This window comes from Streptomyces sp. NPDC001093, from assembly GCF_040298985.1.
Lineage (GTDB): Bacteria > Actinomycetota > Actinomycetes > Streptomycetales > Streptomycetaceae > Streptomyces.
On sequence record NZ_JBEPBF010000025.1, the window covers coordinates 82,948 to 98,781 of the forward strand.

The window sequence follows — 15,834 nt, forward strand, 5'->3', positions numbered from 1 at the left end:
GCTGTCGGTGAGCTTGAGTTCGTGCCGCAGAACGGGTCGGCGGACAGCACGGGCTCATCGACGTACGCCGTCAGTTCGGCACGGTAGGCGTAGCCGTCGGCGGTGTGGTCGTGTAGGACGTACAGGGCGGGCTTGTGGACGGCGGGGAACGCGGTGGCGGCCCGCTCTGTGCCCTCCCAGGGTTTCTCCGCCCTCCTGGCTGGCGGGTACCGACAACGGGCGCAGCCAGCACGTGCCGTGGTCGGGGTGGCGGAGGCGGTGGCTGAGGGGGGCGAGTACATCGAGGGCCGTGAAGAGCGTGGCGGAAGGGATGGCGGACGCCCCGGTTACGGCGAGCACGTCGTCCCTGTCTGCCGACCGGCTCGTGCACAGGAGCACCTTTGCGACACCCGGGCACGAGGCGGCGGCCGCGAGGCATGCCGCGGCGACGTTGGCGCCGTCCTGGACGAGCGCGGCGATCTCCGGAGTGGCCAGGGTCAGGAGTTGCCCTCCGGGCAGCGGGGCGGAAGCGTGGCACTTCCCACCCGCGGTCAGCCGCCTGGGTGATCGGCCCCGTCCCGTTGACTGCCTCGCCGAGATGGGTGTCCATGACCAGGCAGGCAACTGCAGGACGCGCAGGTCATGTGCGCCGGTAGTTGCTCTGCGCAAGGAAAGTGCAGGTCAAGACCTTGATCGTGCCTTCCGTCTTCTGCCTGGTTGAACATAGGATCAGGCCGCTACGAATGGGGAGGAGCTGTGGAGAGCGGGTATTGCGGTGTGAAGACGGTCGCCGTGCAGGCGTGCGAAACCTTTCTCGCCCCCACCGCTGGTTGCCCACGCCCAAGCCGGGCTTGGTGTGCCGGCGTGTGATCAGAGGCCGAACGCCGAGTTCGCGCACCAGTGGTGGGCTCTTATGTGATCTCACGCGGTAGACGTGTCCGTTCCATGGATCCCCAGTGGCGTTGCTGATCGGGTGGCCGTCCAAGATGTCGCCGCTTGAGTGAGGAATGTGCGGGGAAGGGATGTGCGCGGTGTTTGAGCCGGTGTTCTTGCGGCGGGGGCTTCAGGGCGTGGATCCCTGGCAGGTTGAGTACACGGTGGTCGATGTGGAGACCACCGGTTTGTCTCCCGCGCGCGGCCACCGTGTGTGTGAAGTCGCGGCGGTGCGGCTGCGGGCCGACGGCACCGTGGTCGAGGAATTTTCCACCCTGGTCGACCCACAGCGGCCGATGTCGCGGCAGAACCAGTCACAGCACGGCATCAGCGAGAACGACGTCGCAGAGGCACCACTGTTCACGCAGGTCGCGGGGACGCTGCTGCGGCTGATGCGCGGCTCGCTGGTGGTGGCGCACAAACTGGCCTTCGACGCCTCGTTCCTGGAGGCCGAGTTCGCGCGGGCCGGAGCCGCCAGGCTGCGGATGGCCGGCTTGTGCACGCTGACGGCGTTCCGCGCCCAGACCGACCTGCGTGGCTACACTCTTGCAGGCATCGTCAAAGACCTCTCCGGAGGCTGGCCGTCCCACGGCCACGCGGCTTTGGAAGACGCCCGCAACACGGCCCGGGCCCTGACCACGCTGCTGGCCACTAGTCCGCAGCCGTTGAGATTGACGGGCGGCCCAGCCGGAGCGCTTCCGGTATGGCCCGAGGCCGTCCGCAGCCGGCCGCGCATCGCGGGGGCACCCGGCAGCCGTCAGGGCTGGCCCGCGCACATCCACGCGGCGCTGCCGAGTGGCAGGACGGTGCCGCCGGATCCGGCAACCGCTGGGGAATACCAGCGCGTGCTCGAAGGCCTCGCCATTCAGGGACGCTTGGCCGGCCATGAGGCACAGCGACTTGTCACGTTGGCCAGTGCAGCCGGCCACCATCAGACCTCGGTGCGCCAGACACACGCCGCCGTGTGGCAAACGGTGCGCTCCCGTGTGCCGGACCCCTCGCCGCGAGCCGTCCGGGAGCTGACCGATGTGGCGCGGCATCTTGGCGTGTCGGATCTTGCCGCCCGTGATCTACCCAGCGTGGGGGACGAGCTCAAGGGGGTGCGCATCGTGCCCGTCGGCCAGGACGCGTCTGTGCGCGACCTGACGGCCTGGGCCGAGCGGCACGGGGCCACGATCGGTGTGCGGCCCTCCAAGACCACCCGACTTGTCATCGCCACCGACCCGGCAACGGTCCCCAGCCCCAGCGTGGTGACCCAGCACCGCCTGCCCGTACTGGCACCCGCCGCCGCCAGACGGTGGCTCGAGCAGCAGATGAAGCCCGCCGCGCAGCCCGCTGAGGCGGTCGCAGCCTGTGGTCCGCTGGTATTCACCGGCCCTGGTGCGGGCCCGGTGTGGCGTCTGCACGAGCTGCCTGACGAGCTGACCGCAGGCACGTTCACCGCTTCGGTCCGGTGGCTGGTCGAACAGTCAGCCGACCCTGAAGCGACCTTCGTCCAGTTCACCCGTGGCCGAACGCCCCGACTGATGGTCGACAGGTCCAAAGCACCCCACGGAAGCGAGCAGACTCTCGACGATGCCCTGGTGGATCTACGCCAGGCGGCCGGGCTCGCGCTCACCGTGAAAGGACGCTTCCGCCGCGTGGGACGGAAAGCAGGAGCGGCCCCAGTGCCTCTCCAACCCTCGCATGGCGGCACACCGGCCGCTCACTCCAGGAACCCCGAGTCTTACCAGAACATCATCTCCCAAGCGCCTCATGGGGACCACAGGACCACCACTGCCGCCTTTCTGGCGTCACCGGGAGAGCCAACCCTGCATCGCCGCCGCACGGCCGCGTCCGCTGCGGCAACGGCGGTCGCCGGTGAGGGCCATCAGCGTCGGCGCCGTCAGTCGTTCTCTGCGCACTTCTGGCTGTTCTGCTTGACGGGGGGCATCGGCAACATCATCTACGCGGTGCGTATCAACAACTGGAACAGGGCGCGCGGCCTGTGACGTACGGTTGCGCGCTGGCCGACTTCGCATCGGTGGGTTGGACAGGACGAAGCAGGTTTCATGCGACGCGGGCCGATAGCTGCCGCTCGGTCAGCAACTGGGCCAGCGCGTCGGCCTCCTCCTCCGGCAGGGCGATGGCGGCCAGGCGGCGGGCACGGTGACAGCCGGGTACCACACGCGCAGCACCTCGTTGGATGCCGGATCACCGGTGGCCCAGCGCTGGACGCTGCCGCGTCGGGCAGCAACAGCAGGACTCCCTCGGCTTCATCGCCTGAGCTCGTGGACGATGCGGGTGCGCATGCCGGTGGCCGCTTGGCGGCGTGCCACGGTGGGATCTCCGGCGGGGCGTCCCTTCCTGCCCTGCGGTGCGGCACCGGCCAGAGGAGGCCAGGCCTTCATAGCCTGGCGGCGCTGGACGAGGTCCCGGGTCTCGTCGCGCTGGTACTCGCGCCCGTCGGCTGTCACCTTCTTGTAGCGCAGGAACTCCTGCTCGGCGACGGTCGAGAGGTTCTGGGCGCAGTGGAGGAACATCGTCGGGTCGTGTGGCCCATGCAGCGCATCGCGACGTGCAGGGGGACGCCGGCGTTGAGCAGGCTGGTCGCACAGGTGTGGCCGAAGGCGTGGGCCGGGAGATCCTGACCCGCTTGCCCTGCTCGTCGCGCAGGTCGATGCGCTGGGCGAACTCGGCGAACTTCGCGTGGACCGTGGACTTGGGGAAGTTCCGGTCGCCGTTGCGGTAGTGCTTCCTGCCGAGGAAGAGGCAAGCAGGGGCTGCGGCTCGGCGACTCCTTCACCCTGACCGCGGCGGACGGCCGCCAGGAGCGCGTGACCCCTGGTCGGGGAGATCCTGGCCGGCCCGGAGGACTCGATGCGCGCGGACTGGTCGACGGTGACCACTTTGGCACCGGACGCGCAGGCCAACCAGTAGTGGGTGCGCCTCACCCGAGGCGCCGAATTCAACGCCTACACGAAAGCCGTACAAGCCGTCGACCCGGTGCTCTACCCGACAAAAAACGCCATGCTGAACACGGACGCCGTGACCGTCATCAGCTCCGCCTCCGCGCTGACCTGATGCTGACGCTGGTCGCCGCGATGGGCGTGTTCAACAGCGTCGTGCTCAACGCACGGGAGCGCCGGCGCGACCTCGGGATGCTCAAGTCCATCGGCATGACGCCACGCCAGGTCACAGTGATGATGGTGGTGTCCATGGCCGGACTCGGGCTGGTGGGCGGGATCCTGGGACTGCCGCTCGGAGTTGCGGCATACCATGTGGTGATCCCGATCACCGAGTACGCGGCCCAACTCACCTTCTCTGCTCGGATGCTGGACGTGTGGCCCCCAGGGGTGATGACGTTGATGGTGCTGGCCGGGGTGGCGATCGCCGCACTGGGTGCGGTGCTGCCGGCGCGTGCGGCGGCTCGGCATACCATCGCCGCCCGCGTCCTACACACCGAGTGACGGCAGGCGGTCGTCCCTGCTGCGGCGTCGACGCGTCAGACGAGACCTCCGTCGGCCCCAGCCTCACTGCGTCGGAGGCCAAGACCGCGTCAGCGTGCGCGTGCCAGAACTGAAGGCATGTATGGGGTCGGGTCCCTCATGTTGGGGGATCCGATCCCGTTTCCGTCGTGGACAACGGCCAATCTCAAACCCCGTACATAACTTCGGCTCCGCCGCCCACCCGGCGCGCAGGGCAGGGCTTTTGACGGCCACGGTCGAAATCGCCTCGGGCAAGGACCACGTCATGCCGTGATGCCTTCCACGTCGATCACCGGCAGCCCTGCCGAGCAGGGAGCAGTCGCCCGGCAGTCAGTCACTGCAGTCCGGCGCCACGGGAGTTCTGCCGATGAGTTTCCGGCGGTTGTGCGGTCTACCCGTCGACGAAGGGAGCGCACCATGCGCGAGATCATCATGTGCACGTTCCTGACGCTGGACGGCGTCATGCAGGCGCCGGGCGGCCCGGACGAGGACGCTCAGAGCGGCTTCGAGCACGGCGGCTGGCAGAAACCGGTGGCCGACGATGAGGTCGGCACGGCCATCGCCGGTTGGTACGAGTCCTCTGACGCGATGCTGCTCGGCCGTAAGACGTACGAGATCTTCGCGGCGTACTGGCCGACCGCCGATCCCGACAACCCGTTCACCGATCGGATGAACAGCATGCACAAGTACGTGGCGTCTCGGACCCTGACGTCCGTCGAGTGGCAGAACTCCACGCTGCTCGAGGGCGACATCGTCGAAGCCGTACGCAAGCTGAAGGTGTCCGACGGCGGCAACATCAACGTCGTCGGCAGCGGCGACCTCGCCCAGACCCTCATGCAGCACGGCCTCGTCGACGAGTACCGGCTGACCATCCATCCGGTGATCATCGGCACCGGCAAGCGGCTGTTCGCCGACGGAGCGATCCCCACTGCGCTGGAGCCGGTCAGGGTCTCGACGACGAAGGGCGGCACCATCGTCGGCGTCTACCGGCCGCAGGGTAAGCCCAGCTACGACAGCTACTAGTGCCGCACCGCTACTGACGACGGCGCTTTGATGTCGTCTCGCCGAGGTTCACCGTGCTGACGAACGGCCCTGACGGCGCTATGTAGTTGAAGTGAGATATGCGCAAGGCGGCGGGCTGGACGCCGCGGGGCGGGCGCGCCGCGAGGCGTTGCGGATGCAGGCTGCCGCGATGTTCGTCGAGGACGTCACGCCTTCGGAGATCGCCAAGCGGCTGCGGGTGACGGTGCGGTCGATATACCGGTGGAGGGCTGACTTCGAGCGCGGCGGGACGGCGGCGCTGGCAAGCCGGGGCCCGCTGGGGCAGCGGTGCAAGCTCAGTACGAAGTCGCAGGTCAAGCTGGCCGCGAGGCTGAACGAGAGCCCGGCGGCGTTCGGCTGGGATGAGGACCAGGTGTGGACCGGGGCTCGGGTCGCCAAGCTGATCGGCCGCAAACTCCATGTCTCCTACAGCGCCGACGCGGCAGCCCGGTTGATCCGTCGGCTCGGCTTCACCCCGCAGATGCCGGCGCGACGGGCCGCCCAGCGCGACGAGCTCGCGATCGCCACCTGGAAGGAAACAACGTGGCCTGCGGTAAAAGGACACAGGCCGCGCTCGGCGCCTTCGTCTGCTTCGAGGACGAGGCAGGCCAGCATCTGACGCCGCCGCGCGGCCGAACCTGGGGACGTCGGGGCCAGACCCCGATCGTGAAGGTGGCCGGGCGCAGCTCCGGGCGGGTGTCGATCGCCGGAGTGATCGCGGTCCGTCCCGGGGCGCGCACGAGACTGTTCTACCGGCTGCGCATCCACCGCGGCCGCAAGAACGAGCGACGCTCCTTGTCCGAACGCGACTACATCGGGCTGATCGACGCCGCCCACCAGCAGTTGAGAGCCCCGATCATCCTGGTCTGGGACCGGCTGAACACCCACGTGTCGGCAATCATGAAACAGATGATCGCTGAACGAGCCTGGCTGACCGTCGTGCTGCTCCCGGCCTACGCCCCGGACCTGAACCCGGTCGGGGGCGTGTGGTCCCACGTCAAACGCAGCCTGGCCAACCTGGCCGCGCTCACCGTCGATGCGCTGGAGACGCTGATCCGCAACCGACTCAAGCGCCTTCAGTACCGGCCCGTCGTCCTCGACGGCTTCGTTGCGGAGACCGGCCTGACCTTCGACCCGCTACCGCCATGACGTCGCGAAACGCCGTCGTCGGAAACTCGCCCGCCGCGATCGTCCGCCGCGCAGGCAATCCCCTTGCGCTGCTGACCCTGTCCAGCGATGCTCGAATGCCGTGAGCGGCTTCCAGATCAGCACCCTGACGGCCACCGAGGAGCGGCTCTGGCACGCTTTCCCCACCGGCGCCCTGGTCGACCTGCGCTCCGGACCCGACGACGGCCCCGGCCAAGCGACGTCGTGGCCGCGCACCCGCGACATTCGCGCCGAGGTGATCGCGGCGCTGCTGACCGGCAGCGGGCCCGATGCGAACCGCGGCGCGGGGGTCAAACTGGCCGGCGCTCGTGTCGTCGGGCGACTCACGCTCGCCCACACGCAAGTCCCCTACGCACTCGACTTCGAGCACTGCTGCTTCGACGACGGCCTGGACCTCGCCGAAGCCGAGACTCGCAGCGTGCGCCTGCGCGGCTGCTACCTCACCGTGCTGGAAGCCAACCGCGCCGAGATCCGCGGCGAGTTCCAGATGGAGGGCTGCCGCCTCGACCGGCTCAGCCTCTACGCGGCACGCGTCTTCGAGATCGAAATCAGCGGGACCACGATCACCGCGCCCCCGCCCGAACCACCGGACCCTGACGCCGACTGGACGCCGCCGCGCACCGCCGTCAACGGCGACCTGCTCGTCGTCGACACCGCGATGTACTGCCACGACGTCGTCATCGACGGACAGTTCCGGCTCCCCGGCGCGCGCATCGGCGGCTACCTGCATCTGGACGGCGCCCGGATCACCCACGAGGAGCCCAACCGCCCACCCACGCCCGCCCTGCTGGCGCAGGGGCTGCGTGTGGACACCGGCATGTTCGCCCGCCGTGGCAACACCCGAGCGAAGAACCGGTTCACCGTCACCGGCGGCGTCGACCTCAGCGACGCCACGATCAAGGGCGGGCTCATACTGCCCGACGCCGACCTGGTGGACGACCACGGCCAAACGGCGCTGCGCGCAGACCACATCTCGGTCGAGGGCGGTGTCAACCTGTCGGGCGTCACGACTTCGGGCGCGGTCCGGCTCAACTCGGCCCGTGTCGTCGGGCCGCTGACACTGAGCGGTGCGCGACTGGGCACGCTCAACGCCTCCGGCGCGCGCGTCGAAGGGGCGATGTTCTGCAATGAGGGATTCACCGCGCACAGCCTGGACTTGCGGCGGGCACGGACTACAACGTTCGAGGACGACGCCGCGTCCTGGCCCGACAAGCTGCGCCTGGACGGCTTCGTCTATGACGAACTGATGCCGTTGCCGACGGCCGGGATGCGACTGCCGTGGCTGGCTCGTGACGCGTATCAGCCTCAGCCTTACGAGCAGCTGGCCGCGCGCTACCGCGCGGTGGGGCGTGACGGCGAGTCGCGGCGGGTGCTGCTTGCCCAGCAGCGGCGGCGACGTGAGGCGGCGGGCCTGCCAGCGAAAGCATGGGGCCTTCTCCAGGACGCAACGGTCGGCTACGGGTATCGGCCGTGGCTGGCCGGGCTGTGGTTGTTGGGCCTGCTCGCCGCCGGATCGGTCTACTTCGCCTCCCACCACCCCGCACCGCTGGGCACGGGCGGACCGCATTTCAACCCGGTCGCCTACACGCTCGACCTGTTGGTGCCGGTAGTGAGCCTCGGTCAATCGGGCGCGTGGAATCCGAGCGGGTCCAGCCAGGCGCTGGCCTATGCGCTAATCATCAGTGGCTGGACACTAGCCACGACGCTGGTCGCCGGGGTCACACGAATACTGGTGCGGCCCTGAGACAACAGGTCCCTCTCCGGCTGGCGCGCCCGTCACGAGACGACATCAAACCGTCGTCCTCAGTAACAGGGAATTAGGCAATGTTCGCCTCGGACTCCCGCTATCCCTGCACGCCGCGTCGACTCACCGCGGTGTTCCGGATGGCCGTGCCTACAGCCAGCGGAATGACCATCAGGGGTGCAATATGTCGGCGACGGCGAACTGAGGGCTGAGGTCCAGCAGCAGACGATTGGCCGCCGTACTCTTCGGCGGTGAGGCCGAGGTGTTCCTGCAGCAGCTGGCGTACGGCGGCGATACGGGCTCGTGCAAGGGCCCGTTGCTCCGTGTCGGTGGAAGACGCCGGGCTCGGCCGCGGTTGCGGTGGGGCCGGGCGCGTGCCGCTGGTCGGCAGTCGGATGCTGATGGAGGGGTATTTCACCGCTGTGCGCCCGTCCTGTTCGATACGTTCTGCCGATGCGAGAGCTCGCGGAGATCGAGGACTTGTCGGGACTGGTGCGTGACGTGCTGGGATCGGGCTGCCGTGTGGTCGCGGTGGACCGGTTGCGCGGGGGCAGCAAGAAGGGGGTGTACCGGGTTCGAGTTGACGGAACCCCGATGACGAGTGTGATCGTCTACAGCTGGGCCGAAGAGGAGAACTTCTGGCCGGGCCAAAACGGAATCGATACCAGTGACCCGTTCGCACCCGCCTCAGGTCTGGTCCCGTTCCTCACCGCCCAGCGGAGTCTGGCAGGCCTCGGGGTAAGGGCTCCTCGGATCCTCCTGGCGGACGACAGCCAGCACCTCTACCCGGCGGACGTGGCCGTGGTCGAGGACATCTCCTGCGGCACTCTCGAAGCGCTCTTTGAGAGCGATCCCGCCCGCGGGACTGCGGCCCTGAACGACCTGGCCGCGATGGTGGACGTCATGCACCGCCACCTCGCCCCGACGTACGGCCGGGTGGATCTGCTTGAGCAGGGCGGCACTGCAAGCGGAGCCTCCTGTGAGCAACTGGTTCTCGACCGGGCCTTGCGCGATATCGAAGAGACCTCGGGCAGAGATCGCAGGATCGCCGCGGCAGACGGTCACTTGCGCGAGCGTCTCCACGGCTTGGCCGCACTGGTGACCCCCCGTACCGCATACGGGTTGATCCACGGAGAACTGGGCCCCGACCACGTCCTGGTCGACGCCGACGGCCACGCGGTGCTGATCGACATCGAGGGCCTCATGCACTTCGACATCGAGTGGGAGCACGTCTTCCTCCAGCTCCGCTTCGGAAAGCGCTACCCCGTCCTGTCCCGGCCCGGCCTCGACCCACAGCGGCTGGACCTCTACATGCTCGCGATGCGCCTGTCCCTGGTCGCCGGCCCGTTGCGACTGCTTGACGGCGACTACCCCGACCAGGCCTTGATGCACGAGATCGCCGAGCACAACCTGAAGGAGGCCCTGGCACTCCTCCCGTAGCAGAGAGGAACTTCCCCGCCTCCGAAAAGGGGTTGTGAACGCGGCTTGATCCACGTGAAGAGATCGTTCCACGCCAATGGACTTCGGAGAGCCGCGAATCAGCCGCAGCGTCACTCCCGTGGCTCCACGGAACCCACCTGTTCCATGCGCCGGATCTCCCGCTCTGCCGCTTCCAACTGCCCGAGGTCGAGGGCCATCGCGGCACGCCCGGCGACGTAGAAGACGTCCTGGCGGATCCGACAGTCCAATCCCGGTTGGCGGCACAAGGCCAGGAACCGCACCTCGAGACTGAGTTCGATGCGACCCATCTCGTCCCGGACGCGGACCGGGAGTGCGGCGTGCCGGAGATCCTTGGCGTAGTCACGCGTCTGCCGATCGGCCTCGTCAGGCCGGGCTTCCACGGGACGATAGGGGTGATCGGCCCACTCCGTGTCAGCCCACCAGACGAGTTCGTCCAGGTACTCCGAGGCGACCACCACATCCGGGGGCGAGGCGGAGAGGGCCGCGTCCGCGCCGGCAACCAGCTGGTCGAGACGGCATCGCGCGTCGTCGTCCCCTGTCACACACATCGCGATGAAGCCCGACAACACGTCGAGCCTGCGCGACACCTCCGCCCGCTGCCAGATCTCGTACAGTCCCGCCATCCACCTTTCCCTCTCCGCCGACCGCCTCTCCGCGCCCCGAACCCTATGACGCGCCCCCGTCAGCGGGTCCAACGGTTTTCCGGGCTCAGCGAACGAACCTCACAGCACCATGTTTGCGCTGGTAAAAGCGCCGAGACTGCGGGCAGCAGTGGAGGCTGCTCATGGCCGACATGCAGAAGTCGCGTGGAAGTCCGCGATGGTAGCGGGTGGGGCGATGCAGGTTCCCGCTGACGTGTCCGGAGTCGTGCGGGGTGGCCCTCCGGTGATCGTGCCCCACGGATATCTCCTGTCTGTTCAGGCACGTGAGGTACAGGAGCACGGGCGAGTCGTCCGGGAGTGGCAGGCGGTCGCCCGAGCAGGCCGCAGAGCGGGCGCGCCGGGCGGCGAGGACGCCGCCGCCAGTTCCGGTTGCGGTGCGGGTGCCACAGCAGGCGGGGCAGGTGGAGGACGTGCGGAGGACGTGCGGGCGACGGTGTCCGAGGGCGGGGTGGCTGGTGGCCACGGCGGCCAGGTAGGCGTCCGCGTCGTAGCCGCGCGTGGCGGGCCGCGAGGGCGTTGAGGTCGAGGCCGTCGCGCAGAGCGCGAGCTCTGCGCGGGGGCCGCCCGGAGGGCGCGGGGGCGTCAGCTTCGGGAGAGTTCCCGGCCTCGCCACCGAAACGACCTGTAGAAACGCGTGTCCTGCGGCTCCCGGTTGGGGGAGCCGCAGGACAGGGGGAGGGGGGCGGCCAGCGATCATGTGTGCGGCGGCGCCGGAGTTGATGGATCAGGACCCGATCAGCGTCCAGTATGCGTTGACCTCGGCCCAGTTCGTCCAGCCGCCTCCGCTGCTCTGGGTGTAGCCCATGTGGCCGCCGCTACCGAGCGCGAAGACCGTGTTCTGGGTGGTGTCCGGGTCGTAGGTCGCAGTGGGGTCGCCGGCGAAGTTGTTCCAGTACGCGTTGACTTCGGACCAGTTCGACCAGGTGGCTCCGTCGTTGCTGCTCTGGGTGTAGCCGATCTTGCCGTCCCCGCCGCGGGCGAAGACCGTCATCTGGTGGGTGTCCGGGTTGAGAACCACGTGCGGGTCGCCGGCGAAGTTGTTCCAGTACGCGTTGACCTCGGCCCAATTCGACCAGCTGGCTCCATCATTGCTGCTCTGGGTGTAACCGATTCTGCCGTCCCCGCCACGTGCGAACACCGTCATCCGCTTGGTGGTGGGGTTGTAGATCACGTGGGGGTCGCCGGCGAAGTTGTTCCAGTACGCGTTGACTTCGGACCAGTTCGACCAGGTGGCTCCGTCGTTGCTGCTCTGGGTGTAACCGATCTTGCCGTCCCCGCCACGTGCGAACACGGTGACCTTCTTGGTGTCGGGGTTGTACACGGCCGAGGCGTCGCCCTTGAAGTTGCTCCAGTAGGCGTTCACCTGGGTCCAGTTCGACCAGCTGGCACCGTTGTTGCTGCTGGTGCTGATGCCCATGGCGCCGTTGGCCGACCCGCGGGCGAAGAGCATCGTGGTCTTGGTGTCGGGGTCGTACACCGCGTCGGGTGTGCCCTGCAGCGTCCAGTATGCGTTGGCCTCGGTCCAGTTGCTCCAGCTTGCTCCGCCGTTTGTGGTCTTGGTGAGGCCGAGGTGGCCGCCGGATCCGAGGCCGAACAGGGTCATCGTCTTGGTGTCAGGGTTGTACACCGACCAGGTGCTGTCCGAGGTGTTGCCGTTGTCGGTCGTGACGGTGACCGGCCCGTAGGTGTGGTTCTGTCCGTCGATCTCGTTCGCGTTCACCGAGATGGTGTAGGTGCCGTTGGGCAGGCCGGTGGTGTTCCAGGCCTGCGCGTAGTTGCTGGCGCCGGTGCCGCCGTTGATCGTCTGGGTGCCGCTCGGTCCGGTAATGGTGTAGCTCAGGGAGTTGATGACGCCCTGGGAGCTGGCTATGGCGGTGAGGTTCACCGTGCCGGTGACGGTCTGGCCGGACGCGAGGGCTGCGCCGTTGGCATCGATGGTGACGTTGAAGTTCGCGGGGATGGCGGGGGCGAGGTTGTTGGAGCGCAGCAGTTCGAACGAGGAGGGGGCGTAGCCGTCGATAGTGGTGTCGTGGATGTTGGCGCGGTACTCGCCGGTGGGGACGCTGGGGTTGTCCTCAGCGATGTAGGTGAAGTCGCCGTTGGCCTGGTTGGTCCAGCCGGCGAAGAGGTTGATGTGCTCGCCGGGCACGGCGAGGGCGTCGCCGGGCTGGAGCTGGGACCAGCTGGTGAGCTTGGTGCTGTAGGTGGAGGAGTCGATGCCGGGCGAGGGCGTGGTCACGACCGGGCTGCTGGTGAGCTGCCACGCCATGTCGACCAGGCCGCCGCAGTCGGTGCGGTAGGGGCCGCCGACCTCACTGTCCGAGAACGACTGGGACTGGTTGTAGCTGACCTGGTGACTGACCCAGTCTCTGGCGCGCTGGACCATCTGGGCGCCGGTCAGCTTCTGCCCGACCCCGGTGCCGAGCGTGCCCGTGGAGGTCGGTGTCTCGGTCCCGCTGTTGTCGTACGTGCCGGTGTCCGCGGAGGCGGGCGCCACCGTGCACAGGCCGGCGACGACCGCGGTCGCGGTCACGAGGGCAAGGCGGGAAAGGGCGCGAGCGGGGCTGGGCTTGGACATGGGTGTTCCCCCGAGTCGTGGTGAAGGTGAGGTGTGGCGTTGCCGTCGTCGGCGGTGCGGCAAGAGGAGCGAGACAATGGACACCGGGTTGTCCAGAGTTAGGAATTCGTGTCCAGGGAGTTCTGACACGATGCCCAGCGAAAGATTTCGGCGGGATTTGCTGGGCGTGCGCGTTCACTCCGGAGGTGTCGCGGTCCAGCCGGGGAGGGAGGCAAGGAGGTGGGCGATCGCGGCCGCGGTCTGCGGGGCGCCGCTGGTTCCGTTTCCGTCGCCGCTGAAGAAGAGGCCGAGATCTACTCCGCTGGCCCGGGGCCGGGTCCGGATGTGTTCGATGCCGGAGCGGGGATCCAGGTGGGCCCACAGGGTGTCCAGGACGCGCTCGGCGTCGGCCGAGTTGGGTCGGGGCAGGTCGGGGCGGGTGAGGACGAGGTGGACGAGGTGCATGGCTCTCCTAGTCCCAGCCGATGCCGTCCGCCTGCGACGGTGTCACCGCGGAGGTGACAGGGGCGCCTGCTGCCGCTGCCGACGTGGGGGCCTGGTCCCATCCGATGCCGGCGCCGAGGGCTCTTGTCGAGGCGGTGGCGGCTGCCCCGAACGCGGGAGTGGCGACGAGCACGGCAATCACTGCGGCGCGAACGATTTTCGACATGACAGCCCCCGGATCCATTTCTGAATGGAATTCTTGGATTTGATGGTCCGGCGCCGGATCATCTGTCTGTCCGGCGCGTTGAGAAAACAATGCCGTGCGGGTCGGGCCCGGGGGAACGGGGTCAGCTGGGCACCAAGCTGCCCGGCACCTTGGTGCCTGCCCCGAGCATCCGATGCCGTTCACCCGCCGGGCGTTGCGCGGCTGGCCGGGTACTGAGAGGATCATCGGCTGCAAGGTGGTCTGCAGGCGTCACGACGCACGGGGGGTGCGGCAATCATGGTGCTCGGTGTTCTGGGGCTGGAACCGGTGGTCGAGACGGTGTACGCGGCTTTGCTGCGGCATCCGCAGTCGAACTTGTCCGACCTCCAGGCCGTCACAGGCCTGACGGAACAGGAAGTCCGCGCAGCCCTGGACGACCTGGCCGACTGCGCGTTCGTGCGCCCATCGCGGGACATCCCAGGGGGCTTGCGTGTCGTCAGCCCGCACGTAGCGCTCGATCTGATGGTCCGCCGACAGGAAGCGGACCTGGCGCGCCGGGCCCAGGAACTGGCCGCGAGCAAGGCCGCAGCCGCCGAAGCCGTCGCGGCATTCGGCGCGCTCGCCCCCAACACGCCAGTGAACGGCGCGGAACGTCTGGTGGGGATGGACGCCATCGAGGGCAAACTGGAGATCCTCGCCAAGGAACTGCAGCGCGAGTGCCTGTCGGTGATGCCGGGCGGCGCCCAGTCCCAGGCCAGCCTGGACGCCTCACGCCCACTGGACGCCGATGCGCTCGGCCGTGGCATCGCGATCCTCACGCTCTACCAGGACAGCGTCCGCAACGACCAGGCTACATACGACTACGCGCACTGGCTGACCAAGAACGGCGGAGAGGTCCGCACCGCACCGCTGCTGCCACCCCGCATGCTGATCTTCGACCGTGAAACCGCGATCGTCCCCATCGACCCCGCCGACACCAGGGCCGGCGCGCTGTGCACCCACGAGCCGGGGATCGTCGCCTCGCTCATCGCCGTCTACGAACAGGCCTGGGCGACCGCCGTCCCCCTCGGCGCAGCAACCACCCGCGACACCGGGACCGGCCTCACACCCGCAGAACGCGAACTACTCACCCTCCTGGCCCGCGGCATGACCGACGAGGCCGCCGCCAAACGACTCGGCATCGGACTGCGCACCGTCCGCCGCCAAATGGCCACCCTCATGGAACGCCTCGGCGCCAGCAGCCGCTTCGAGGCAGGTCTCAAGGCCGCCCAACGCGGCTGGCTGTGAACGGCAACCAGGAGACGACCGGCATCGGTATCGCGGCTCGGCAGGAACGGCTCGCGGTCTCGGCGAGGTCGGGGAACTGGAAGCGGATGGTGGGCAGCCGGAGCATGCGGCATGCCTGATCGACGGCGGTGGGGGTGGCCTGCTCGGTGAGTCCTCGCTGGCGGGGAAGGGTCACGATGTTCTCCTCTTTCACGGGGTGGGATGGTCGGGTCGGCGGCGCCGCAGGAGCTGGTCGTATGCGCTCCTGGAACAGGTCTCCCAGGACGATCTGCCCTCGCCTGCCGAACGCAGGCGCCTGCGGGAGGCTGCCGGGTTGACCCAGACCCAGATCGCCACCGCTTTGGAGACGCGCCGTGAGACCGTCGTCAACTGGGAGCTGGGCAAGACCGAACCGCGGCCGCCGCAAGCGTGCCGCCTACGCCAGGCTCCGGGAGAAGCTGGCCGAACGCTTCCCAGGCCCCGCCGCGGAGCCTGAGGTACCGGAGGCGTTCACGGGCCCCGCCGCACCGGAGCCCGCGGCGGAACAGGCGCCCCCGCACATGCAGCTGCAGTCCCAGCAGTAAAAGGTGCCGGCGAGTACGACTGGCCCGCACCGCCCAGCCGTTCGGCACCAGGCCGTCGGCGTCGCGGCGCCCGGGGGCGACGAAGGTGTCGAAGAAGCCGGCTGCCCCGGCGGCGGCCGCCGATCCGCGTTTCGAGAACGGTCCGCTGGCCGTTGCCGGCGTCGAAGAGGACGGCCAGGTCCTGGCGTACTGGGTCGGCGGACTCGTCCTGGACGTGCCCGCCAAGTCTCTGCCGTCGCTGATCGAGTGGACGCTGGCCGAGGCCAGGCTCGGGCAGGCGCGGCTGCACCGCAACGGCCGCGACGCCGACCCGGTCCTGGTCCT

The 15,834-nt window shown here is 68.6% G+C and carries 15 protein-coding genes and 2 pseudogenes; 10 read left to right on the forward strand and 7 right to left on the reverse strand.

Annotated features, from left to right (window positions below):
- Positions 1–1,010 precede the first annotated feature (1,010 nt).
- A complete protein-coding gene (locus tag ABT288_RS15675) occupies positions 1,011–2,903 on the forward strand; it encodes a 3'-5' exonuclease (protein WP_351607271.1) in 1,893 nt (630 codons plus the stop codon).
- A gap of 264 nt (positions 2,904–3,167) precedes the next feature.
- Here ABT288_RS15675 and ABT288_RS15680 read toward each other — a convergent pair whose 3' ends face one another.
- On the reverse strand, positions 3,168–3,434 hold the full coding sequence (locus tag ABT288_RS15680) for a hypothetical protein (protein WP_351607272.1): 267 nt from the start codon (positions 3,432–3,434) through the stop codon (positions 3,168–3,170).
- Positions 3,435–3,834: 400 nt separating this feature from the next.
- Between ABT288_RS15680 and ABT288_RS15685 the strand changes: the two genes are divergently transcribed.
- From ABT288_RS15685 to ABT288_RS15715, 6 genes are all read left to right on the forward strand, one after another.
- Entirely contained in the window at positions 3,835–3,975 is a 141-nt protein-coding gene (locus ABT288_RS15685) for a hypothetical protein (RefSeq protein ID WP_351607275.1), read from the forward strand.
- The gene (locus ABT288_RS15690; protein ID WP_351607278.1) at positions 3,975–4,361 is read left to right on the forward strand and encodes an FtsX-like permease family protein; all 387 of its coding nucleotides are present in this window, start codon (positions 3,975–3,977) and stop codon (positions 4,359–4,361) included. Before ABT288_RS15685 ends, ABT288_RS15690 begins: the two co-directional genes overlap by 1 nt.
- Positions 4,362–4,796: 435 nt before the next feature.
- Positions 4,797–5,402, forward strand: coding sequence for a dihydrofolate reductase family protein (locus ABT288_RS15695; protein WP_351607280.1), 606 nt, complete (start codon positions 4,797–4,799; stop codon positions 5,400–5,402).
- A gap of 91 nt (positions 5,403–5,493) precedes the next feature.
- Positions 5,494–6,569, forward strand: a protein-coding gene (locus ABT288_RS50230) for an IS630 family transposase (RefSeq protein WP_502972756.1) whose coding sequence is annotated in 2 segments (ribosomal slippage) — positions 5,494–5,976 and positions 5,979–6,569 — 1,074 coding nt in all. Because the reading frame shifts where the segments join, the coding sequence is not laid out codon by codon here.
- 100 nt (positions 6,570–6,669) lie between these two features.
- Positions 6,670–8,331, forward strand: coding sequence for a hypothetical protein (locus tag ABT288_RS15710; protein ID WP_351607288.1), 1,662 nt, complete (start codon positions 6,670–6,672; stop codon positions 8,329–8,331).
- Positions 8,332–8,784: 453 nt separating this feature from the next.
- A complete protein-coding gene (locus ABT288_RS15715) occupies positions 8,785–9,771 on the forward strand; it encodes a phosphotransferase (RefSeq protein ID WP_351607290.1) in 987 nt (328 codons plus the stop codon).
- A gap of 110 nt (positions 9,772–9,881) precedes the next feature.
- Here ABT288_RS15715 and ABT288_RS15720 read toward each other — a convergent pair whose 3' ends face one another.
- The 5 genes and pseudogenes from ABT288_RS15720 to ABT288_RS15735 form a co-directional block, all read right to left on the reverse strand.
- Positions 9,882–10,415: a hypothetical protein gene (locus ABT288_RS15720; protein WP_351607293.1), complete on the reverse strand. Its 534-nt coding sequence runs from the start codon at positions 10,413–10,415 to the stop codon at positions 9,882–9,884.
- Between the two features lie 112 nt (positions 10,416–10,527).
- Positions 10,528–10,665, reverse strand: a pseudogene (locus tag ABT288_RS50235) (IS110 family transposase); the annotation flags it as partial.
- A 513-nt stretch (positions 10,666–11,178) separates the two neighbouring features.
- Positions 11,179–13,032: a DUF8189 domain-containing protein gene (locus ABT288_RS15725; protein WP_351607295.1), complete on the reverse strand. Its 1,854-nt coding sequence runs from the start codon at positions 13,030–13,032 to the stop codon at positions 11,179–11,181.
- A 174-nt stretch (positions 13,033–13,206) separates the two neighbouring features.
- The gene (locus ABT288_RS15730) at positions 13,207–13,476 is read right to left on the reverse strand and encodes a hypothetical protein (RefSeq protein WP_351607298.1); all 270 of its coding nucleotides are present in this window, start codon (positions 13,474–13,476) and stop codon (positions 13,207–13,209) included.
- A 7-nt stretch (positions 13,477–13,483) separates the two neighbouring features.
- Positions 13,484–13,681, reverse strand: a complete 198-nt coding sequence (locus ABT288_RS15735; RefSeq protein WP_351607301.1) for a hypothetical protein — start codon at positions 13,679–13,681, stop codon at positions 13,484–13,486.
- Positions 13,682–13,957: 276 nt separating this feature from the next.
- Here ABT288_RS15735 and ABT288_RS15740 point away from each other — a divergent pair, with 276 nt between their 5' ends.
- The gene (locus ABT288_RS15740; protein ID WP_351607304.1) at positions 13,958–14,947 is read left to right on the forward strand and encodes a LuxR C-terminal-related transcriptional regulator; all 990 of its coding nucleotides are present in this window, start codon (positions 13,958–13,960) and stop codon (positions 14,945–14,947) included.
- Positions 14,948–14,993: 46 nt separating this feature from the next.
- Here ABT288_RS15740 and ABT288_RS15745 read toward each other — a convergent pair.
- A pseudogene (locus ABT288_RS15745) lies at positions 14,994–15,122 on the reverse strand (IS21-like element helper ATPase IstB); the annotation flags it as partial.
- A gap of 21 nt (positions 15,123–15,143) precedes the next feature.
- Between ABT288_RS15745 and ABT288_RS15750 the strand changes: the two are divergent.
- Complete coding sequence (locus ABT288_RS15750; RefSeq protein WP_351607307.1) at positions 15,144–15,422, forward strand: helix-turn-helix transcriptional regulator; 279 nt, start codon at positions 15,144–15,146, stop codon at positions 15,420–15,422.
- A gap of 173 nt (positions 15,423–15,595) precedes the next feature.
- Positions 15,596–15,834 (forward strand): DUF8841 domain-containing protein (locus tag ABT288_RS15755; protein ID WP_502972757.1); only part of this gene is annotated, 239 nt, incomplete at its 3' end.